This is a genomic window from uncultured Fluviicola sp., assembly GCF_902168135.1.
Taxonomy (GTDB): domain Bacteria; phylum Bacteroidota; class Bacteroidia; order Flavobacteriales_D; family Crocinitomicaceae; genus Fluviicola.
The window spans coordinates 222,447-244,120 of record NZ_CABHOL010000015.1 but is presented as its reverse complement, the minus strand read 5'-3'; the positions used below and the strand labels follow the sequence as shown (position 1 = coordinate 244,120).

Genomic DNA, 21,674 nt, shown 5'->3' with positions numbered 1-21,674 from the left:
GTTAGCAAAAAAGGTCTGAAACTGATTTTATAGAAAAAGAAAAGGAGGTTAAAATTAACCTCCCTTTCTCCGCTTTGTTACTTATGATGTGAAATCACTAAAAATTGACTGTTAAACCAAATGTTAGTGGGTAAACTCCGACTGTTTTGTCGGTATCGAAAAGAGGCAGTAAGTTATAATTTGCAAACACCCCGATATCTTTATATCCCAATTTTACAGCAGCATCCAAACGGAATGCATTCAACCCGTAAACTCCTTTTGTTTTGGTGCGGACCTTGGCCTTGTCTTCTTCAATCACTTGTTTGGTACTTGATCCGATACGAACTCCCCCGATCACACCTGCCGCCAGGTAAAATCCTTTGTCAGAATCTGAGTTTGTACAGAATTCAAGCATTAACGGAGCCGTTAAGTATACTGCACGAAGTTTGTTCTTTTGGTAATCGTTTACGGTATCTTTAATCGTCCAGAGCGAATCAGAATTCGCAAACAACAGGTTGTTCTTTAATCCTATTTGTGTCCAGTTAAGTCCCAAACCGGTAGTCAACCCGATGTAGTTCTTGTAAATCTTGAACTTGTATTCTGCGAAGTTGAAATTCCAGCTGAATGATCTGCCCGGATCATTTTCCCATTGTTTGTCATTGGGGAAGCTGCTTTTCATAGCACTGTTCAACAAGATTGTCGGTCCAAACTCAACTCCCGCCCAATGCGCCTCAAAATGTTTCAGGGTTTTATGGTCCGGTGCTGCATCAATAGTGTCGTTGTCTCCATCTTCACCGCCATCATTATTAATGATGAGGATTTTTTTCTCTTTCATGCGGATTGTCGTTGTATCCGGATCCTCCTGTCCGTTTGCGTAACCAAACAAGAAGAAAATAAATGTGATAAATAAACCAGTTCTCATATTTCTAAATTTTATTGTTTTCTAATTCGTTAAGTCCTTCGGGCTTTTCGAACATATGACCTCCTCAGGCTTTATTTTGTTACAGCAGATGCAAAAAAAATTTAAACTATTTTTTAAACACTTATTTTTCAATGTGTTACTATTGCATGTTTTTTGGAAAATCGTTTCAAAGACCGGGGGCAGTGACCGCTCTATCCTGCCCGAATCAACTTTTTATCCGGTTTTTTCGTCTTGTTAATCAACTCATAAACTATTCGATATGCGCTATTCTTTACTACTCCTGTTTTTTGTCCCGTTCCTATCCATGGGTCAAACCAACCTGTTCGATTCGATCGGATCCAAATGGTATACCACCAACGGATATTACATTACCGGTCCTGAGATCCAGATCAATTCCATCAACTACCGGGAACTCCACCGTTGCGATCAGCCTGATTTTATAGACCAGGAATATGTTGGTGCTTTCCGCTATGAGGCTGCTGTTTCCAAGGTGTTTTTTGTACCGGTTATGATTAACGGAATGCCGAACAATATGGAATACTTGCTGTATGATTTTGATGTAAACCTGCAGGATACTATTTCCGTTTTCAATGATTTCACAGGTTTTGGTGAAGCAATTAGAGTGAGAGTCATTTCTCTATCTACCATTACAATTGGTTCCGAGCAATATCAAAAAATAGGACTCGAGGGTATTGACAAGCCTTCCGGCTACCCGGAAAGTTGGCAGTTCGGAACAGGAAGTAATTTCGGGCCCATCAATCCGGGCTTGTCGGGCGTTGTGATCTTTGATATTGATTATCCCCGGCTGATCTGCTCGGAATTGGATACGATCTATTATCATGACAACGATTTCTCAACTTGTATCAATGATTTAGGTGTTTCTGATATACTGGCAAACGAACTAACCGTTTATATGAAAAACCGGCAGATCGTTGTGGAAGGTCTGGAAGCATCAGCTATCCAAACAGCAAGTTTTGTAACCCTTTCAGGAAGCACTTTCCCGGTTGAGCGGATTATTGCCTCCGAGGAAAATGGATTCCGCTTCGACATCCCCGAACAAGCAAGCGGTGTATTGATCATCCACATCCTGACGACCAGAAATGAATGGATCTCCTCCAAAGTATTTGTAACTGATTGAATTATTCGGAACACGTTTCTAATCTGCGTGCATGCACTTTCTTAAAAAAATCGCTCTAACGGCGTCAAAAGCTCTTTGACAATCGTTAATTTTGCTCCCGATAACAATCGGGATAAATTTTCAAGTACATGTACAGATCACACACAAACGGCGAATTACGCGCCACACATATCGGACAGGAAGTAACATTGGCAGGATGGGTGCAAAAATCCAGGGATCTTGGAGGAATGACCTTTGTTGATTTACGTGACCGCTATGGAATCACTCAATTGGCGTTCAACCTGGAAGAAAATAGTGATTTGTGCCTGCAGGCTAGAAAATTGGGACGTGAGTTCGTGATCCAGGTAAAAGGTCTGGTTATCGAGCGAAGCAGCAAAAACGCGAACCTGCCAACCGGAGAAATCGAAATTAAGGTTTCGGAACTGAACTTATTGAACGCTGCCAAAACGCCTCCTTTCACGATCGAAGACGAAACGGACGGTGGTGAAGAATTACGTGCACAATACCGGTACCTGGACTTAAGAAGAAACCCGGTGCAGCAGAAATTGCGTTTACGTAACCACGTAGCATTGGAAACGCGTAAATATTTGGATTCAAAAGGATTTCTGGATGTAGAAACTCCCTATTTGATCAAGTCAACTCCTGAAGGTGCGCGCGATTTTGTTGTTCCGAGCAGAATGAACCAGGGCGAATTCTATGCCCTGCCTCAATCTCCGCAAACTTTTAAGCAGTTATTAATGGTTTCCGGTTTCGACCGATACTACCAGATCGTGAAGTGTTTCCGCGATGAGGATTTACGTGCTGACCGTCAGCCGGAGTTTACACAGATCGACTGTGAAATGGCTTTCGTGGAACAGGAAGATATTTTGAACATGTTTGAAGGATTAATCAAGCATTTATTCCAAACAGTTCGTGGAATTACTTTCGAAGGAGATTTCCCGAGAATGAGTTATGCCGAAGCAATGGCTACTTACGGTTCCGATAAGCCGGACATCCGTTTTGATATGAAATTTACGGACCTGAAAGCGCTTTCAGCAGGAAAGAATTTCCAGGTATTTGACAACGCAGAAGCTGTTATCGGAATTGCTGTTCCGGGAGCAAGCGAATATACACGCAAGCAGCTGGATGAGATCACTGATTGGGTAAAACGCCCTCAAATCGGTGCACTTGGGTTGGTTTACGTGAAATGTAACCTTGACGGAACGTACAAAAGCTCTGTAGACAAGTTCTATGACGAAACTGCATTGAAATCCTGGGCAGAAGCTGCCGGAGCAAAAGCAGGTGATCTTATTTTCGTTTTGAGCGGAGATTTGGATAAAACACGCAAGCAAATGAATGAATTGCGTTTACGCATGGGTACAGAACTTGGACTTCGCAAGCCGGATGAGTTCAAACCTTTATGGGTGTTGGATTTCCCGCTGTTGGAATGGGATGAGGAAAATGGCCGCTACCATGCAATGCACCATCCGTTCACTTCTCCGAAACCGGAAGATTTTAATTTGATCGATTCAGAACCGGGGAAAGTACGGGCAAATGCTTACGATTTAGCCATGAATGGCGTTGAACTGGGTGGCGGTTCGATTCGTATCCACGACAGAGCACTTCAATCACGCATGTTCGAGTTATTAGGATTTACCCCGGAACAAGCACAGGAACAATTCGGATTCTTATTGAACGCTTTTGAATACGGCGCACCTCCACACGGTGGTTTGGCATTCGGTTTGGACCGTTTGGTAGCAACAATGGGGGGTTCCGACTCTATCCGTGACTACATTGCATTCCCTAAAAATAACAGCGGAAGAGATGTGATGATTGATGCACCTTCCGTGATCGATGAAGCACAATTGAAGGAGTTGGGGATTAAATTATAATAATTCTATTTTCAAAAATTATATCTGGTAGGGACGTCCAGTACGTACGGGACGTCCCTAAAGTATTATCAAATTTGTTTCACTTTGATTTTCGGACCATTTTCAAATGATACTCTGCAGTATTCTTAAACTGGTTCTTATCGAGTGAAAGCTGGATGATTTCTTTCGGGTGAAATTCGTATTCCATTCTTCGCACAGAATCATCGATTCCACCTTGTGAAAGAATAAGGATCTCTTTTGCATCTGCTTTGACTTTCTTCCATTGACCGCTGCAAACCAGGGTTGCGTCGCCGTCTTCCGTAGCATTTTTGTAGGTTTCTGTCAACCTGAAGATCCCCACAGTATCTCCTTTTATAACCAGGCGCTGCTGAATACCATCACAATCTTCACATGGAACCTCACCTTCGTAAATGCGAAAAACTTTGTAATCCTTATCCGTGATGTATTTTTCTTCCGCTTTGTTCCCGGTAACCGGTCCGGCAGGTTTTTTTTCGTTCTCTCTGTGCTCAATGCAGGCACCCAGGATCACAACTGAACCAACGATAAGAACCTGCCAAGGCAGATGACACAAAACAAACGTTAGTACCGTTTTAGAAAGAGTGTTCATTCGTTTCATCATCCCACACAATTATTAATTTTCCAACAGTTTTGCCTTCTTCCAGCAAACGATGGGCCACTTTCAGTTCCCCCTGCTTGTAAACACCGCCTACAACCGGATGAATCTGGCCCTGCTGTACCATTTGCACCACTTCGTTTAAACACTGAGCAAGTACCTTCGGTTTGAAGTCGGCCACTTTAAGCATGTTTATTCCCAGGATGGATTTAGAACGCATCATAAGCCCAATTGGTACAATAAAACCCATCTTTCTAACAAAATTAAGCGTTGAAAGAAGTCCCCACTTACCATTTGATAATTCAGAACCACCAAATAACACCATCCTTCCGCCTGTTCCCAAAAGCGCGCAGTCTTTTTTAAATGTTGCTCCTGCTACCGGGTTGAAACTCACATCCAATCTTTCTGATCCTAAATGAGTTAAAACCTGTTCTTCGTAAGCACCGGTTTTATAATTAACCACCTGATCTGCTCCCAGGTCGCTAACCAATCTTTCCTTTTCTTTGGAACTGACTTTCGCAATAACGTGTGCCCCTTTTAATTTACAAAGCTGGATCAAGGCTGTTCCGACACCTCCCGCTGCTGCGTGAACTAAAACACGCTCTCCGGACTGCACATTTGCTGATCTGCTGACCATGTAATGTGCTGTTACAAACTGGGTTGCCAGTGATAAAGCGACACCCACATCCATATTGTCGATAACCGAAACGGCATAATTTTCTGTAATAACGTGTTTGGCATATCCTCCAAACCGGCAGAATGCTACTACTCGTTTACCGATAAGCTCTTTGTTCCCGCTTACTCCTACTTCCTTGATTATTCCAACGACTTCGTAGCCAATTACACAAGGCAATGGCGGTGCTTCCCGGTAAAGCCCCAGACGCGCCATTACGTCCGCATAATTCAATCCGAATGCTTCTACTTCTACCAGGACCTGGTCGTTTTTTAATTCAGGCAGGCTGAGGCTTCTCAATTCGAAAGCACTTTCTGCGCTTCCCTTTTTTATCAGGAAAAATGCTTCAGTTTGTTTCATACGCAAATTTAACCTAAAAAGTATGTCCTTCTGTCCGATTTTGAACCTGTCTGCCGAAAAAATGTTATTTTTAATCAAACTTAAAATTGATACAATGGCGACTACATTCCACTACCTGGTACCGATCGACTTTACTCCTGTTACCGAAAATGCATTGGTCTTTGCATTGGATGCGGCCAAATACAATAATGGTGATATTGTTTTACTACATATCATTTCGAACACAAAGGAGCGTATTGCAGCTGAAAAGAACCTGCATGATCTTGCAGCCAAGTATCAAACACCGGAAGTGAAAATCTCCACGCGCGTTGTTATCGGGAAAGTTCTAAGAGATATTGGAATTATTGCAGATTCTATCGGTGTTCAGCTCATTATTATGGGGACACACAGTACTTCTATCTGGCAGAAGATTTTCGGAAGTCCGGCTTTATCGGTTATTTCCAACAGCAATGTTCCGATTATATTGACCCAGCAGGATACTTCGTTCCATAAGATAAAATCGATTGTAATGACGGTTGACCTGGCAAGAGAAAGTGTACAGGTTGTGCGTTATGCATCACGTGTGGCGCAGGTATTCAACTCAAAAATCTACCTGGTAGGTCAGCGTTATTCCGATGAAGGATTGATGCAGAAAATTGAAGTGAACTTGCGTGTTGCTAACGGATATTTACAAGAACAAGGCCTGGATGCAACGATTCATTTGCTGGATTCGACCAATTTTGAGAAAAACCTCATCGAATATAGTCGTGAAGTCAATGCCGATCTGTTGGCCGCTACCCATTACCAGGACATGTTCTCTTTGTTCTCAACAAATTTAATCCAGAGTCTGGCCGAAAATGAATTAGCTATCCCTGTGATGACTTTTGACGGTGAGGATACTTCTTCCGGATCACAATTCGGGTTTATTACTCAGTAGGACTGCAGGATATTAAGACCTTAGGACTTATGCTTTAGTCAAAAAAATAATACGGGTGAGTTTGAGAAAGCTTACCCGTTTCCTTTTATAAGCAGAACGATTTCACCTTTGGGTGGTGTTTGCTGAAAATGTTTCAATACATCTGCTGCTTTTCCGCGTACAAATTGCTCGAATAACTTACTGATTTCCCTCGCAACACAAACTTCTCTTTCCGGTCCGAGGAAATTGACACATTCTTCCAACGCCTTGATAATACGGTGCGGCGATTCGTATAAAACGATCGTACGCTCTTCGTCTTTGTAGGAAAGCCATTTGGTTTGTCTTCCTTTTTTGTGTGGAAGGAATCCTTCATAGACAAAACGGTCACACGGAAAACCGCTTGCCACCAATGCAGGTACAAAAGCTGTTGGACCAGGCAGGCAAGTCACTTCCAAACCGGCTTCCACACAAGCTCTAACCAATAAAAATCCGGGATCTGAAATTGCAGGAGTTCCGGCATCCGAAACCAACACCGTGCATTGGTTCTCGCGAACTGTTTGAACGGAGCGTTCCAATTGTTTATGCTCATTATGCGCATGAAAAGGAATGATCTGTTTACCCGTAATTTCCAGATGAGACAATAACTTTTTGGTCACACGGGTATCTTCCGAATAAATAACTTCTGCTTCTTTGAGCAAACGAATTGCTCTTAACGTAATATCTTCCAGGTTTCCAACTGGAGTCGGAACAACAAATAACACACCCATTTTTAGTTTGTTTTAGCGTGTCAGTACCACGTAATCCTGTAACACGGTTTTAAGGAATTCCATTCTTTTCTGCGGTGTTTCGGGCAACCCGATCAGGCGCGCTGTTTCATCGGCCAATTGAATAGCGAAATCTTTATTCGACTGATTGGGATAACGCTGTACACGCAAAATGGTATTCTTGATCAATAACATATCTTCATCTGAGAAACGAATGACATTCGGGTAGGTTGGAACATGGTTATCAGAACTTTTGATCGCAAGCACGTCTCTTAATTGGTAGATCTGTGTGTCTTTTACCTTAATTACCACGGTATCGGCCATAATATCACCTATGCGCTGTCTTTTTTCTGTTGTTCCGGAAACCAATAAAGCCAAGAATCCAAAACCACCAACCCAAATATCTACTATGCGGAAGATCCAGCGGGTAAAGTATTCTCTAAGACCGGCAGTTTCTCCGTTGCTCTTCACCACACGGATTCCCATAATGAGCTTTCCAAGTGACCGACCGTTTGTGAGATATTCAATAACCGGAGAATACAACAGCCAAGGCAGTCGCAGTAGAAAAATACTTAATAGCGACCATCGGTCCTGTACCACATTCATATTTACATCGAACAGGTTCATGGAAATGAAGTAGCTTGCAATAGCCATGTAAATAAGCAGGAAAATCACATCCAAAAAGGCGGCAACTGCCCGGTACACCGGACTCGCAAGCTCGTAATCGATCGTAACAAATTGCGATGTTGTGAAGGAAATTGTTTTCATGCCATTTTAGATGTAAAACCGAAAATACAAATTAAAGAACAAATATGCTTCATTTTAGATTTTAAGGGTAGGGTCGGAAAATTTTCCGGCCCTACCCGATCCAAAGCGGTGCTTTCTCTACTTTAAAATGAGCTGAATCGGCAAGTGATCGGAGTAACCACCGTAATAATTTGGTCCGCCGTAAGTTGTTGAAGGTTTTTTACTTCCGTCTTTCTGAGTGAAAAGTAATTTTTCCTCGTAAACGATTTTTCCGTCATTCGGAGAAAGTGCAATACCAGCCATTCCGCTATAAAGTGCTTTTGAAATGATAAAATGATCCAAAACTCCCCACTCCCCTTTGTAATTATGTGTTCCTTTTCCCGCTTTGTGATCATCTTCAAATAAGTCTACCAAATCCGCATTTGTATCTGTAACTGCTTTTGCTTTCAGGACATCGTTTACAGAAACATTGTCGGGGTGATCGTTGAAATCTCCCATCAGAACGATGTTTGCTTTCGGGTCAGCTTTCAGAATTTGGTCCACTTTTGCACGGGCAACTTTTGCAGCCTGGATTCTTCGGATTTCAGAACTTGCTCCACCTCTTCGTGATGGCCAGTGATTCACAAACAAATGGATGATTTTCCCACCTTCCAATTGGCCTTTGACATATAAAATATCGCGCGTTTTAAAATTAGGAATGGAATCAATGGAAACTTTTAAGTTTTCCATTTTGAGCAATTTAAAGGCGCTCTTATCATAAAGCAGTCCACAGTCAATTCCGCGTGCATCGGGAGAATCTTTGTGTGCTATCTCATAGCTGGTCTTCCCCAAACGGCCTGTACGCTTCAAATCCATCAAAACTCCTTTATTCTCGATCTCTATCAGCCCGATCACAATGGGATTTTCCGCAAGATTCATGGTAATTGCTTCCACCAAATGGTCGAGTTTCAATTGATATCTTTCCGAATTCCATTTCAATTTTCCATCCGGAAGGAATTCTTCATCAATGACTCCTTTATCATTAATGGTATCAAACAAATTCTCCACGTTGTATGAAACAATCGCGCGACCGTGGAATGACTGCAGCGAACCTTTTTTCGATTCCTTTTGTGAAAATCCGTTTACCGAACAAGCAGTAATGAGGATCGAAAGCAAAACAATTTTTCTCATGATGAAAGCTATATTTTTTAATATTCTAAGCTAAACTGGTCGAGCTCTAACAAACATGAAGCCAGTAAATCAATACTTGCCTGAATATCATTTTTGTGAGCCATTTCAATGACCTGGTGTAAATGTCTTGTCGGAATAGAAACCGCGCCTGCAATAGATCCTCCGGGAGACATGCGCTGAATTCCGGCAGTATCCGTTCCTCCTGCGGTCAGGATTTCAGGCTGCCATTTGATTTTATTTCGATCGGCAACTTCTTTCATGTAACGGACCATTCTCGAATCACAAATCGTTGAAGCATCCATAATTTTAATAGCAGTTCCTTCTCCCAGTTTTGTGATTTGTTCGTGAGCCGCAGCTCCCGGCAAATCAAAAGCAATGGTTGTATCCAATCCGAAACCAAAAGTTGGTTTAATGTTCAAACTAGCCACATTTGCTCCACGAATACCTACTTCTTCCTGGACGGTGAAGACCATGTAAACATCGTGAGGAAGCTCTTTGCCTTTCAACAATTTAAGTACTTCGATCGCAATAAAAACAGCCAGGCGGTTATCCAGTGATTTGCTGTTAAAACATTCTCCCATTTCGATGAATTCTCTTTCACGTGTAATTACATCACCGATAGAGACCAATTCTTTGACCTTTTCAGCCGGCAAACCAGTATCTACGAAGTAATCAGAAAGCTTAGCCACTTTATTGCGTTCGTCCTGGGTCATTACGTGAATAGGCTTCGATGCCATTACCCCGATTACATCCTCTTTTCCATGAATAATTACACGCTGAGCAGTCAATGTCTTCGGATCAAAGCCTCCCAAAGTGGTGAAACGGATAAATCCTTTGTCATCAATATAGGTAACCATGAACCCGATTTCGTCCATATGTGCTCCGATCATTACGGATTGTTCGGACTTGCCTTTTCGGATCCCATAAACATTCCCCATATTGTCTACTTCCACTTTATCACAAAGCGATTCAATTTCGCGGAGCACTAATTTTCTTACGCGGTCTTCGTATCCGGGAGCACCAGGTGTTTTACATATTTCGGCTAAGAGCTTTTTATTCATTTCTTCGAGTTTGCGTCAAAAGTAATAGAAATCCCCCTGTCACGTTCCATTGATCGTTTTAAAGAACTGTTAATTCGATCGGATTAGCAACATTCATTTGGCTTAATATCAACTGTTAAAAACACCCGGAATTCAATAAATCCACTAAATTTGTTAATACATTAACCGGATTCTGCAAAGAATCTCAAATCAACAGACTATGAAAAAAATAGTACTCAGTTTATCATTACTTACTCTCACCCTGCAGGCATCTGCTCAGACCCAGATCGGGAACAGCAATTTTGAAGCGTGGGAAGCTTCATCGCCAGAGATCAAAGAACCTATTAACTGGAATAGTTTTATGACAGCCAGTGGGGGATTAGCCGGGGCTGCCAACCAGCAAATGGATCGGGTTACATACGTACGACCGGGATCAACAGGAATCTATTCCGTTCGAATTTGGTGTAATAGTATTTTTGGAGTTGCAGCAAACGGAAACGTTACTACGGGCCAAATAAATATGGGAAGCATTACTCCTACAAACTCAGCGAATCATAACAAATCAGTAACTACTGATGTCAATTTTTCAGACCCTATGACCGATTCTCCTGATTCCCTGGTCGTTTGGGTAAGACACAAGCCTGTTACTACATCAAAACTTGGAAGAGTAAGCTGCGTCATTCATAACAATACGAATGGTTATAAAGACCCTAATGATGTGGCCGGTGCAAATACAGTTGCTACTGCTATTTCAAGTATTTCTTACAATGGAGGGAACTGGCAACGCTTATCTATTCCATTTAATTATGTGGGAACTCCATCAAATGCAGCTTACATCATTACCACATTTACCACAAACCAAACTCCGGGAGGCGGAAACGGTGGTGATACTTTGACTATTGATGATATGGAATTAGTTTATGTTCCAAGACCTTCTTTTACAACGTCTGCAACTACGGTTTGTGTTGGAAGTACAATTACCTTTACAAACACATCTACCAATTTCCCAACATCATACAGTTGGTCATTTACAGGAGGAAGCCCTGCTTCAAGCACTGCTACGGACCCAGTAGTTACTTATAACACTCCGGGAACTTATACTGCAATTTTAACAGCGACCAACCAATGGGGATCAAAAACTACAACTCCCGTGACAATTACTGTTAATGCGTTACCTGATGCTTCTTTAAGCTATGCCCAGGCTACTTATTGCCCTGCTGATACGGATCCTGTTCCAACAACAACAAATGCCGGAACATTTTCTTCAACCTCAGGTTTAATAATTAACTCAAGTACAGGTTCTATCGATGTATCTGCGAGTACGCCGGGAACTTATACAGTAACAAATACCTATACCGGAACTTGTACAAATACCGGAACAACTACCATTACGATTAATCCTCCGGCAAACTCGGCATTTGTATACCCATCGAACACTATTTGTGCCGGAGGGGCAAATGAAACACCAACAGTAACTGACCCGGGAACATTCTCGGCGATTCCTGTCGGTTTGGTGTTTGCAAATACTACAACAGGCGAGATCAATGTTTCAGGAAGTTCAGTTGGAACTTATATCGTTACATATGATGCAACAGGATCTGCAGCATGTCCTACTTCCGGATCTTCTTCCAGTGTGAATATTACCATTACAACGAACCCGGATGCCTCGTTTACTTATGCCCAGCCGGCATATTGTACGAATGCAACAGACCCTTCTCCTGTATTCGGTGCGGGTGCAAACGGAGGTGTATTTTCTTCTACAGCCGGTTTGACCATCAACTCCAACACCGGGGAAATTGATCTTTCTACAAGTACTGCAGGAACTTATACCGTAACAAATACCATTGCAGCATCCGGATCTTGTCCGATGGTGGATGAAACATTCAGTATTACCATCAATGCATTGCCAAATGTTGCTTTAGCAAACTTCACGGATGTTTGTGTTTACAATCCTGCATTTGCTTTGTCCGGAGGAACACCAGCAGGAGGAACCTATTCCGGAACAGGCGTTAGCGGAGGAAATTTTGACCCTTCAACAGCAGGTGTGGGAATCGAAACAATTACCTATTCTTACTCAGATGTAAACGGTTGTTCAAATACAGCAACAAATACAATCAATGTGGAAGAATGTTTAGGTTTGAACGAAACCGAAATGACCGTAATCTCCGTTTACCCGAATCCAACTACCGGTAAATTAACTTTATCAAATATTTCAGGAAATGCGGTTTACGCGATTGTTTCTGTCTCAGGACAAGTTGTTTTGAGCGGAGAGGTTTCCCAAGCGGTTAATACGATTGATCTTACTGCTATGGAAAACGGGATTTATGTTCTTCAATTAACTCAGGAACAGGGACTTCAGACTATTCGAATCGTTAAGAAATAAAAATTTCATACCTTTGTTGTGTAACCACCATTCTTACTGAGGATGGTGGTTCATTTTTTATAAGCTACATTTTATGAAGTACTTGCTTTCCATCTTACTACTTTCAACATCCTCTTTCATTTTTGCTCAAACAGGAAGAATAACCGGAAAAGTTCGCGATTTACAGGGTGAGGCTGTTGTTGGTGCGACCGTATTTGTAAAAGCCAATCAACTTTACGGCGCAAATTCGGATGAAAACGGTCAATTTGTGCTGGAACTTCCGGTAGGGGTTTACAACCTGATTTGCCGCATGGAAGGGATGAATACGGATACTATTCAAATCAATGTGACTGAAAACGGTCTGATTGAACTGGACATCCCAATGGAAGAGATTTCAACCGTATTGGATGTAGTAGAGGTTAAGGTTGGGAAATTTGATAAACCATTGGAGGATCAGACGGTTTCCATCGAAGTATTAAAACCACGATTAATAGAAAGCAAAAACACACGAAGCATTGAGACCGTTTTAGATCAGACTCCCGGATTGAATATTTTGGACGGAGAGCCTCAAATCCGCGGAGGAAGCGGGTTTACATTTGGTGTAGGATCCAAGGTCGCGGTAATGGTAGATGACATGCCGATGCTTTCCGGGGATGCCGGCAGACCTGAGTGGGGATTCATTCCTGTTGAAAACATAAGCCAGGTTGAGGTAATCAAAGGAGCGGCATCCGTACTTTCCGGAAGCGCTGCTTTATCCGGATCCATCAATATCCGTACGGCCTACCCTACTTCAAAACCACTTACCAAAGTCATTTTATATTCGGGTCTATACAGTACTCCATCTCAATCAGATACAAAATGGTATGATGACACTCCGTTGATTTCAGGAGCAACGTTTTTACACTCCCGTAAATACAAGCAATGGGATATAGTATTTGGTGGGAACTTTAATTACGATCATGGTTACATGGGCCCTCCGGAATATAAAGACACACTTGCCTGGGAAGATACACTAACCAATTTCAACAATAAGCAAATGGTCAGCAAACGTGCCCGTTTAAACTTTAATTTATCCCGAAGAGCCAAAAACATCAAAGGATTGGTTTATGGGATAAACGGGAATTTTATGATGGCCGAAAGTAATATGGTACTTGCCTGGCTGGATGATACAAGTGGATTATATCGTGCTTACCCGGGAGCTGTATTTTTACAAAAACAGTTGATTTTCAACGTGGATCCATATATCATTTTTACGACCAAATCAGGAGCTAAACATTCTTTGCGTACCCGTCTTTTGAGAACACTTAACGAGATGACTGCCAATCTGGACAATCAATCCACCGTTCTTTACGGTGATTACCAATACAGAACGTCTATCAAACAGATTATTCCTGTAGATTTTGTTGGGGGAATCACAGCACAAAACACGCATTCCTATTCCAATATGTACCGTGGTTCCGGCTCACCGGTAAATCAAATGCTGAATCTTTCAGCCTACGCCCAGGCAGAAAAAAAATTGTGGAAACGACTGACACTTTCTGTTGGGGGACGCCTGGAATATTTTCAATTGAATGACTCAATTACTGCCCTGAAACCTATTTTTCGGGCGGGTTCCAATTTTAAAATCCACAAAGCAACCTTTCTTAGAGCATCTTATGGTCAGGGGTATCGTTTTCCAACCATTACGGAACGTTTTATTCAAACAGGTGTGGGAAGCTTTGGAGTGTTCCCTAATTCTGAGCTAAAAGCTGAAACAAGCTGGAATGCAGAGTTTGGGATTAAACAAGGCTTCAAGATCGGTCCTGTAATGAGCTTTATTGATGTTGCAGGATTCTGGCAGGAATATCAAAATACAATTGAGTACATGTTCGGAATATGGCATACTTTCTCCTCTTTGGAAGAAATGTCAAAAGGTGCAGGATTTAAATTCCTGAATACCGGAAAATCAAGAGTCCGGGGAATAGACGCTTCCCTGGCAGGAAGTGTTGCTGTCGGTAAAAAAGGTGATTTGACATTCCTTTGCGGATATACTTATATTGTTCCTCAGACCTTAAACCCGGATTATCTTTATGCTACTGATTCATTGAATCGTAAATTCACTTACAATACCACTTCATTGGATTCCAACTCACGCATTTTAAAGTACCGGTTTTTACACAATGTGAAAATTGACATGGAATACACTTTACTTAAAAAAGTATCAGTTGGATTCAGTGCAAAATACTATTCCAAGATTATAAATATGGATGCTGTTATCAAGGATTTCGAGGAAACGACCAATAATATCAATCTTATCCCGAATATCCGATATATGGATTATTACAACGATCACCGCTTCGGCAACTGGATCTTCGATGCGCGCATTTCTTACTTATTAAAAGACAAACACCGATTTGCACTTATTGGCAGCAACATTTTGAATAAAACCTATTCTTTGCGTCCTCTGAAAATTGAACCTCCGAGAACAGTGATGCTTCAATATACTTTGAAATTAGGAGGAGATTAATACTCATCCAATTCATTTAGCGTGTATTTTTGTAAAAAAACAAAGATGCGCGTTCTCATTGTTGCCCTTATCTTCGTTGTCGGAGTCATTATAGCTTATTTCTTAACCAGACCGGGTGAGAAACCGTTGAAAATCTACAATCCTGTGGATGTTGAATCGGAGATGGTGGATAAAGATTTGGTCAGAAAAGGATTCGGTCACCGCATCCAGGAATTTTCTTTCACGGATCAAAGTGGTAAATCATACGGATCCAAAGACCTGGAGGATAAGATCTACGTTGCTGAATATTTCTTTACGACCTGTGGAACGATCTGCCCCGTAATGAATGCAGAAATGCAGCGGGTACAAGCCGCGTTTAAAGGAAATAACCAATTTAAGATCCTGAGTTTTACGGTTGACCCCGAAACGGATTCCGTTGCACAAATGAAGAACTACGCAGACGCCCATGGAGCAGATCCAACCCAATGGCATTTTTTGACAGGAGATAAAAAAGACCTTTATAAACTTGCCAGAAGAAGTTTCTTTGTCCTGAAACCTGCTGAAGCTCAAAACCAGGGAGATGTAGGTTCTGATTTCATTCATACCAATTATTTCGTTTTGGTAGATACACAAAAACGAATTCGCGGGTATTACGATGGAACCAACCCAAAAGAAGTGGATACGTTGATAAAAGATATCCAAAAACTTTTGGAGGAGGACAAGTAAGGACAAGTCGCAACTTGTCCTTACTTGATAATTTTATGCATCATATAGGAATTCTGCTTATTTTCGACCACATATATCGAAAAAGCGATCCATGCAAACTACAAAAACAAACTACGGAGCACTTTCCACATTAACTACTGTTTTCTTCTTCTGGGGATTTATCGCTGCAGGAAACAGTATTTTCATACCATTTTGCAAACATTATTTTAACCTGGACCAATTCCAAAGCCAGCTGATTGATTTTGCTTTTTACGGAGCTTATTACCTGGGAGCATTAGGATTATTTGTCTTCAGCACAATGACCCGACAGGATTTGGTATCAACCTGGGGATACAAAAAAAGTATTGTAAACGGGTTGCTTTTTTCTGCTTTGGGTGCAGCCATGATGATTGTTTCTGTTTACCTGAACGTTTTCGCAGCCATGCTGTTCGGTTTATTTATTGTGGCACTGGGTTTTTCCCTGCAGCAAACCGCAGCAAACCCTTTTATGATTTCACTGGGAGATGAAAAAACGGGAAGTAACCGGATCAATCTCGGAGGCGGGATCAATAGTTTCGGAACAACAATCGGGCCGGTGGTTGTTTCATTGGCACTTTTCGGAAGTTCGGCAGCTGTCAGTGATGAGATGATCTCCCAATTGAGTTTAAGTAAAGTGATCGTACTTTACGCTTGTGTTGGGTGCCTGTTCCTGGGAGTAGCCGCTTTATTCGGTTTTTCCAAAAGAGTTCCGGCGGGCAAAATGGATTCGGTAATACCCGAAAGTGAAAAAGCCAAGAAAACCATGGTTACTCTGTTAGTAGTAACGGGTTTATTGATTGCCTGCTTTGCTCCTGTTTTTAACAGCTACCGCTCTGAGGAAGCCAAACAATTAACAGAATTAAAAGGCGACCTGGAGCAATTGATTATCGGAGAAGACAACAAACCTATTGAGAACCTGACACCCGCTCAGGAAGAAACAAAAGTCCGGATCCAAAAAGAGATTCACGCTATTCAAGCACCGCTGGAGCAAAAACGTATGCTTTGGCTTTCCGGAGGGATCCTGGTAGTTTTGGGAGGAATTTTATTCGCCAACCGTTCAGCCAAAAAGAATCAAAACGGCTGGGGAGCTATGAAATACCCGCAGTTGAGCCTGGGAATGATCGCCATTTTTGTTTATGTCGGTGTGGAAGTTGCAATAGGCAGCAACCTGAGCGAATTATTGAACCAACCTGCTTTCGGCGAACTCTCTTCTTCCGAAACAACACCGTTCATTGCTATGTATTGGGGAAGTATGATGATTGGACGCTGGTCCGGTTCCATTAATGCTTTCAATCTTTCAAAACAAACAAAGATCATCCTGAGATTTATCGTTCCGCTGGTTGCCTTTGGAATTATTTTAGGGATTTTCAAACTTTCAGGTTACCGTATCGATATGCTCTACTGGTATATTGTGTGTGTTCTGTTCCAAATCGTAGCATTCTATGTTACCAACGATAAACCTGCTTTCTCCCTGGCACTTTTCGGAACACTCGGATTACTTTGTGTGGTTGTCGGATTAACAACGACGGGAATGGTTGCCATCTATGCATTCCTAAGCGCCGGACTTTTCTGCTCTACCATGTGGTCCTGCATTTTCTCACTTTCTCTGGCAGGATTGGGAAAATACCAGGCACAAGGTTCCGGGTTCCTGGTGATGATGATTTTGGGCGGAGCATTGATCCCACCGATCCAGGGAAAATTATCAGACATTATTGAGATCCAACCTTCATTTATTGTGGGTGCAATTTGCTTTGCGTACATTACTTTCTTTGCGATCTTTGTAAACAAGTTGTTGAAAAAGCAGGGTATTTCCCTTGATAGCGACGCTGCAAGTCATTAAAAAGATGATTTATATTTTTTGAAAAGCGGTCAATTGGCCGCTTTTTTTGGCTGCAAACGTTATTCATTCTCACTTTTCTAAAATAATCTATATTGGTTCTAAATAAGAGCAAACCTTCGTGCGGGTCGTTCTAGCTATTAAATTTGTAACGTTTGAAACATTTTTTAAAAATACTATGAGTAAATCTGGAATATTTACGTCCTCATTAGCAAAGAAGTATTGGATGGCGCTCACTGGGCTTTTTCTAATTACTTTCCTTGTCGGACACCTGCTGGGGAATTTGCAGCTAATTACAAAAACCGGAGAGGAAGGCCGGCGCGCATTCAATGAGTATGCTTACTTCATGGGCCACAACATCTTTATCAAGATTTTGGCTTATTTGACTTACTTCTCCATTCTGGCTCACGCTTGCATCGGATTGTACCTGGCTGTGCAGAACAAAAAGGCACGTCCGAAAAACTATGCTTACAATAAGCCGGGCACAAACTCAAGTGCGGCTTCCCGTTACATGGCTATTTTGGGTACAATCATTTTGATATTCATCGTTACGCACATGGCAAATTTCTGGTGGAAGCAAAAAATAGCTGAAACAGTTCCTTTGCATTATGTAGAAAACACAACAGACATGCAAATCGGGCAGGACCCAATGACAGGTGCTCCGGTTACACGTAAAATCACCCTTCAATCCGCATTGACTACCAATGGTAATTACCTGGAAGTTTCTGCAAAGGACGTTGAATCAGGTCAATCACAGGAATTGGTAAAAATAAAAGACACGGAATTGATTGATATGAATACCAATCTGCACAAAGCGGAAGGCCTTCGTGATTTACATACTGTTGTTATGAACTTTTTCGGTCATTCTGAGCAGGGACAGCCAGCAAACGAATATGCACTTATTGCAGTGATCCTGTATGTGGTTTCCATGTTTGTATTGATGTTCCACTTGTGGCACGGATTCGGTTCTGCATTCCAGTCTTTGGGATTAAACCACCGCAAATACAATGGGCTTATCCGATTTGTCGGTCAGGCTTTTGCAATCGTTGTTCCATTGGCGTTCGCGATTATTCCCGTGATGATTTATTTAAATAGATAACATTCTAAAAAGTACTTTATGTCTATTCTAGATTCAAAAATACCTGAAGGTCACATTTCGAAAAAATGGACCGACTACAAAGACCACCTGCGTTTAGTTGCTCCCAATAACCGTCCGAAAATTGACATCATCGTTGTCGGAACGGGATTGGCCGGAGCTTCAGCAGCAGCATCCCTCGGAGAAATGGGGTACAATGTAAAAGCATTCTGTTTCCAGGACTCTCCGCGTCGTGCGCACTCTATTGCAGCACAAGGAGGTATCAACGCAGCAAAAAATTACCAAAATGACGGTGATTCCGTTTACCGTTTGTTCTACGATACTATTAAAGGTGGTGACTACCGTGCACGTGAAGCAAACGTTCACCGTTTAGCGGAAGTATCCGGAAACATCATCGACCAGTGTGTTGCGCAGGGAGTTCCTTTTGCACGCGAGTACGGAGGTTTGCTTGACAACCGTTCATTCGGTGGTACACAGGTACAGCGTACATTCTACGCAGCAGGACAAACAGGGCAGCAGTTATTATTGGGAGCTTATTCGGCAATTTCCCGCCAGATCGGTTTGGGAAATGTTCAGATGTACAACCGTCATGAAATGCTTGACCTGGTAAAAGTGGACGGAAAGGCACGCGGAATCATTGCCCGTAACTTAATTACCGGAGAAATTGAGCGTCATTCTGCTCACGCGGTGATCTTGTGTACAGGAGGATACGGAAACGTTTACTTCCTTTCTACAAACGCAATGGGATCTAACGTTACAGCTGCATGGAAAGCACACAAACGCGGTGCTTACTTCGCAAACCCATGTTACGTGCAAATCCACCCTACCTGTATCCCGGTTCACGGAACAAACCAATCGAAACTGACTTTGATGTCCGAATCATTGCGTAACTCCGGCCGTATTTGGGTACCGAAGAAAAAAGAAGATGCAGAAGCAATTCGTGCAGGGAAATTGAAACCGACACAAATCGCGGAAGAAGACAGAGATTATTATTTGGAGCGCCGTTACCCGGCATTCGGTAACCTGGTTCCTCGTGACGTAGCGTCGCGTGCAGCGAAAGAGCGTTGTGATGCAGGTTTCGGTATCGAAGCAAATGACACGATGGAAGGTGTTTACCTGGATTTCTCTTCAGAGATCCGGGCAAAAGGAAAACAAGCAGCTTTAGTAGCCGGAGATCATAATCCTTCAGAGGAAAAAATCATGGCGCTTGGTAAAGCGTGGGTAGAAGAGAAATACGGAAACTTGTTCCAGATGTATGAAAAAATTACAGATGAGAATCCGTATGAAACACCGATGAAAATTTATCCTGCGGTTCACTACACCATGGGTGGTGTTTGGGTTGATTACAACTTACAATCTACCATTCCGGGATGTTTCGTGGCGGGTGAGGCAAACTTCTCCGATCACGGTGCAAACCGCCTGGGAGCTTCCGCTTTGATGCAGGGATTGGCAGACGGATATTTCGTACTTCCTTACACTGTTTCCGATTATTTGGCAGGAGATATCCGTACAGGGAAGATCTCTACCGATTCACCTGAATTCGAAGAGGCTGAAAACAATGTACGAGACCTAATCTCCAAATTTTTGAATAATAACGGTTCAAAATCAGTAGATCATTTCCACAAACGTTTGGGACACATTATGTGGAACAAGGTTGGAATGGGTCGTAACGCACAAGGATTGACAGAAGCTATTTCCGAGATTGCTGCTTTGCGTGAAGAGTTCTACAAAGAGGTTTATGTTCCGGGAGATGCAAACGAATTGAACCCGGAATTGGAAAAAGCACTTCGTGTGGCGGACTTTATGGAATTGGGCCAATTGATGGCAAGAGATGCTTTGCAGCGTAACGAGTCTTGTGGAGGGCACTTCCGTGAGGAATACCAGGATGCAGAAGGTGAAACATTGCGTGACGACGAAAACTTCAACTTTGTTGGGGCCTGGGAGTACAAAGGAATGGACATCAACCAATCCGAGTTGCACAAAGAAGTGTTGAACTACGAATACATTAAAATCGCAGCGAGAAATTATAAATAAATTGAACGAAGGGTGATTTGGTAGGGACGCGAAGCATCGCGTCCGTACAAACACCCATCGGAACATAAACAGTAGAGTTATGGCATCAAAAACAATCAATATAAACCTGAAGATTTGGCGTCAGAAGAACGCGAATTCGAAAGGAAGTATGGAAACATACAAATTGGACAACGTTTCTACAGATAGTTCTTTCCTGGAAATGCTTGACCAATTGAACGAGCAGTTAGTAAACGAACGCAAAGAACCTATCGCATTTGATCACGATTGCCGCGAAGGAATCTGTGGAATGTGTTCTTTGTACATCAACGGAGAAGCTCACGGACCGGATCGCGCAGTAACGACTTGTCAGCTGCACATGCGTAAGTTTAAGGACGGTGAAACGATATACGTAGAGCCTTGGAGAGCAAAAGCATTCCCGGTGATCAAGGATTTGGTGGTAGACCGTTCGGCATTTGACCGTATCCAGCAGGCTGGAGGTTTCGTTTCTGTAAACACTTCCGGACGCACAATGGACGCAAACGCCATTCCAATCGGGAAAGCAGAAGCAGATAAGGCATTTGAAGCTGCAACATGCATCGGTTGCGGTGCCTGCGTTGCAAGCTGTAAAAACGCTTCTGCGATGTTGTTCGTTTCAGCAAAAGTATCCCAGCTGGCATTGTTGCCACAAGGACAGGTTGAAGCTCAGCAGCGTGTTCTGAACATGGTGAAACAAATGGACGAAGAAGGATTCGGAAACTGCACAAACACAGGTGCTTGTGCCGTTGAGTGCCCGAAAGAGATTTCTTTGGAAAATATTGCACGCATGAACCGCGAGTACCTGAAAGCGATGGTTGCTGCGGAGTAAATACAAAACAGAAAATTACAAGATCGGTTCACCTTTCTTGTCGCTAAAATAGCTATTTACTAAAATTAGTAAAAAGAGGGTGTCTGGTCTTTCAGACACC

Annotated in this window: 17 protein-coding genes; 10 read left to right on the top strand and 7 right to left on the bottom strand. The window is 42.4% G+C overall.

The features are described from left to right. Positions 1 to 97 precede the first annotated feature (97 nt). The gene (locus QZT69_RS04095; RefSeq protein ID WP_294670758.1) at positions 98 to 901 is read right to left on the bottom strand and encodes an outer membrane beta-barrel protein; all 804 of its coding nucleotides are present in this window, start codon (positions 899 to 901) and stop codon (positions 98 to 100) included. 259 nt (positions 902 to 1,160) lie between these two features. Between QZT69_RS04095 and QZT69_RS04090 the strand changes: the two genes are divergently transcribed. Both QZT69_RS04090 and aspS read left to right on the top strand, forming a co-directional pair. Further along, positions 1,161 to 2,039 carry a hypothetical protein gene (locus tag QZT69_RS04090; protein WP_294670756.1) on the top strand — a complete coding sequence of 293 codons (879 nt, stop codon included), beginning with the start codon at positions 1,161 to 1,163 and terminating at the stop codon, positions 2,037 to 2,039. Positions 2,040 to 2,167: 128 nt separating this feature from the next. Further along, on the top strand, positions 2,168 to 3,910 hold the full coding sequence (aspS, locus tag QZT69_RS04085; protein ID WP_294670755.1) for an aspartate--tRNA ligase: 1,743 nt from the start codon (positions 2,168 to 2,170) through the stop codon (positions 3,908 to 3,910). Between the two features lie 79 nt (positions 3,911 to 3,989). Here the strand turns inward: aspS and QZT69_RS04080 are convergent, their stop codons facing one another. Both QZT69_RS04080 and QZT69_RS04075 read right to left on the bottom strand, forming a co-directional pair. Further along, a complete protein-coding gene (locus QZT69_RS04080) occupies positions 3,990 to 4,529 on the bottom strand; it encodes a copper resistance protein NlpE N-terminal domain-containing protein (protein WP_294670753.1) in 540 nt (179 codons plus the stop codon). Next, positions 4,501 to 5,556 carry a zinc-binding dehydrogenase gene (locus QZT69_RS04075; RefSeq protein ID WP_294670752.1) on the bottom strand — a complete coding sequence of 352 codons (1,056 nt, stop codon included), beginning with the start codon at positions 5,554 to 5,556 and terminating at the stop codon, positions 4,501 to 4,503. Before QZT69_RS04075 ends, QZT69_RS04080 begins: the two co-directional genes overlap by 29 nt. A 94-nt stretch (positions 5,557 to 5,650) precedes the next feature. Between QZT69_RS04075 and QZT69_RS04070 the strand changes: the two genes are divergently transcribed. After that, positions 5,651 to 6,472 (top strand): universal stress protein, encoded by an 822-nt coding sequence (locus QZT69_RS04070; protein ID WP_294670750.1) that lies wholly within the window; start codon positions 5,651 to 5,653, stop codon positions 6,470 to 6,472. Positions 6,473 to 6,543: 71 nt separating this feature from the next. Here the strand turns inward: QZT69_RS04070 and rsmI are convergent, their stop codons facing one another. The 4 genes from rsmI to QZT69_RS04050 all read right to left on the bottom strand — a co-directional run bounded on the left by rsmI (position 6,544) and on the right by QZT69_RS04050 (position 10,193). Next, entirely contained in the window at positions 6,544 to 7,218 is a 675-nt protein-coding gene (gene rsmI / locus QZT69_RS04065; RefSeq protein WP_294670748.1) for a 16S rRNA (cytidine(1402)-2'-O)-methyltransferase, read from the bottom strand. A gap of 12 nt (positions 7,219 to 7,230) precedes the next feature. Further along, positions 7,231 to 7,983, bottom strand: coding sequence for an RDD family protein (locus QZT69_RS04060; protein WP_294670746.1), 753 nt, complete (start codon positions 7,981 to 7,983; stop codon positions 7,231 to 7,233). Positions 7,984 to 8,100: 117 nt separating this feature from the next. Beyond that, positions 8,101 to 9,132: an endonuclease/exonuclease/phosphatase family protein gene (locus tag QZT69_RS04055; RefSeq protein WP_294670744.1), complete on the bottom strand. Its 1,032-nt coding sequence runs from the start codon at positions 9,130 to 9,132 to the stop codon at positions 8,101 to 8,103. A 17-nt stretch (positions 9,133 to 9,149) separates the two neighbouring features. Then, positions 9,150 to 10,193 (bottom strand): M42 family metallopeptidase, encoded by a 1,044-nt coding sequence (locus tag QZT69_RS04050; RefSeq protein ID WP_294670743.1) that lies wholly within the window; start codon positions 10,191 to 10,193, stop codon positions 9,150 to 9,152. Between the two features lie 199 nt (positions 10,194 to 10,392). On the opposite strand from QZT69_RS04050, the gene QZT69_RS04045 reads away from it, so the two are divergent. The 7 genes from QZT69_RS04045 (at position 10,393) to QZT69_RS04015 (ending at position 21,574) form a co-directional block, all read left to right on the top strand. Next, entirely contained in the window at positions 10,393 to 12,555 is a 2,163-nt protein-coding gene (locus QZT69_RS04045) for a T9SS type A sorting domain-containing protein (protein WP_294670741.1), read from the top strand. 73 nt (positions 12,556 to 12,628) lie between these two features. Further along, positions 12,629 to 15,040: a TonB-dependent receptor gene (locus QZT69_RS04040; RefSeq protein WP_294670739.1), complete on the top strand. Its 2,412-nt coding sequence runs from the start codon at positions 12,629 to 12,631 to the stop codon at positions 15,038 to 15,040. Positions 15,041 to 15,085: 45 nt separating this feature from the next. After that, positions 15,086 to 15,745 carry an SCO family protein gene (locus QZT69_RS04035; protein WP_294670738.1) on the top strand — a complete coding sequence of 220 codons (660 nt, stop codon included), beginning with the start codon at positions 15,086 to 15,088 and terminating at the stop codon, positions 15,743 to 15,745. Positions 15,746 to 15,836: 91 nt separating this feature from the next. Then, entirely contained in the window at positions 15,837 to 17,603 is a 1,767-nt protein-coding gene (locus QZT69_RS04030) for an MFS transporter (protein ID WP_294670736.1), read from the top strand. Positions 17,604 to 17,778: 175 nt separating this feature from the next. After that, entirely contained in the window at positions 17,779 to 18,699 is a 921-nt protein-coding gene (locus QZT69_RS04025; protein WP_294670734.1) for a succinate dehydrogenase cytochrome b subunit, read from the top strand. 18 nt (positions 18,700 to 18,717) lie between these two features. Beyond that, the gene (locus QZT69_RS04020) at positions 18,718 to 20,730 is read left to right on the top strand and encodes a fumarate reductase/succinate dehydrogenase flavoprotein subunit (RefSeq protein WP_294670733.1); all 2,013 of its coding nucleotides are present in this window, start codon (positions 18,718 to 18,720) and stop codon (positions 20,728 to 20,730) included. A 79-nt stretch (positions 20,731 to 20,809) separates the two neighbouring features. Beyond that, the gene (locus QZT69_RS04015) at positions 20,810 to 21,574 is read left to right on the top strand and encodes a succinate dehydrogenase/fumarate reductase iron-sulfur subunit (protein WP_294670732.1); all 765 of its coding nucleotides are present in this window, start codon (positions 20,810 to 20,812) and stop codon (positions 21,572 to 21,574) included. The last annotated feature ends 100 nt before the right edge of the window (positions 21,575 to 21,674 follow it).

Coding starts and splice junctions, on each gene's coding strand:
- QZT69_RS04095 (WP_294670758.1), bottom strand. CDS start 901: ATGAGAACTGGTTTATTTATCACATTTATTTTCTTCTTGTTTGGTTAC.
- QZT69_RS04090 (WP_294670756.1), top strand. CDS start 1,161: ATGCGCTATTCTTTACTACTCCTGTTTTTTGTCCCGTTCCTATCCATG.
- aspS (WP_294670755.1), top strand. CDS start 2,168: ATGTACAGATCACACACAAACGGCGAATTACGCGCCACACATATCGGA.
- QZT69_RS04080 (WP_294670753.1), bottom strand. CDS start 4,529: ATGATGAAACGAATGAACACTCTTTCTAAAACGGTACTAACGTTTGTT.
- QZT69_RS04075 (WP_294670752.1), bottom strand. CDS start 5,556: ATGAAACAAACTGAAGCATTTTTCCTGATAAAAAAGGGAAGCGCAGAA.
- QZT69_RS04070 (WP_294670750.1), top strand. CDS start 5,651: ATGGCGACTACATTCCACTACCTGGTACCGATCGACTTTACTCCTGTT.
- rsmI (WP_294670748.1), bottom strand. CDS start 7,218: ATGGGTGTGTTATTTGTTGTTCCGACTCCAGTTGGAAACCTGGAAGAT.
- QZT69_RS04060 (WP_294670746.1), bottom strand. CDS start 7,983: ATGAAAACAATTTCCTTCACAACATCGCAATTTGTTACGATCGATTAC.
- QZT69_RS04055 (WP_294670744.1), bottom strand. CDS start 9,132: ATGAGAAAAATTGTTTTGCTTTCGATCCTCATTACTGCTTGTTCGGTA.
- QZT69_RS04050 (WP_294670743.1), bottom strand. CDS start 10,193: ATGAATAAAAAGCTCTTAGCCGAAATATGTAAAACACCTGGTGCTCCC.
- QZT69_RS04045 (WP_294670741.1), top strand. CDS start 10,393: ATGAAAAAAATAGTACTCAGTTTATCATTACTTACTCTCACCCTGCAG.
- QZT69_RS04040 (WP_294670739.1), top strand. CDS start 12,629: ATGAAGTACTTGCTTTCCATCTTACTACTTTCAACATCCTCTTTCATT.
- QZT69_RS04035 (WP_294670738.1), top strand. CDS start 15,086: ATGCGCGTTCTCATTGTTGCCCTTATCTTCGTTGTCGGAGTCATTATA.
- QZT69_RS04030 (WP_294670736.1), top strand. CDS start 15,837: ATGCAAACTACAAAAACAAACTACGGAGCACTTTCCACATTAACTACT.
- QZT69_RS04025 (WP_294670734.1), top strand. CDS start 17,779: ATGAGTAAATCTGGAATATTTACGTCCTCATTAGCAAAGAAGTATTGG.
- QZT69_RS04020 (WP_294670733.1), top strand. CDS start 18,718: ATGTCTATTCTAGATTCAAAAATACCTGAAGGTCACATTTCGAAAAAA.
- QZT69_RS04015 (WP_294670732.1), top strand. CDS start 20,810: ATGGCATCAAAAACAATCAATATAAACCTGAAGATTTGGCGTCAGAAG.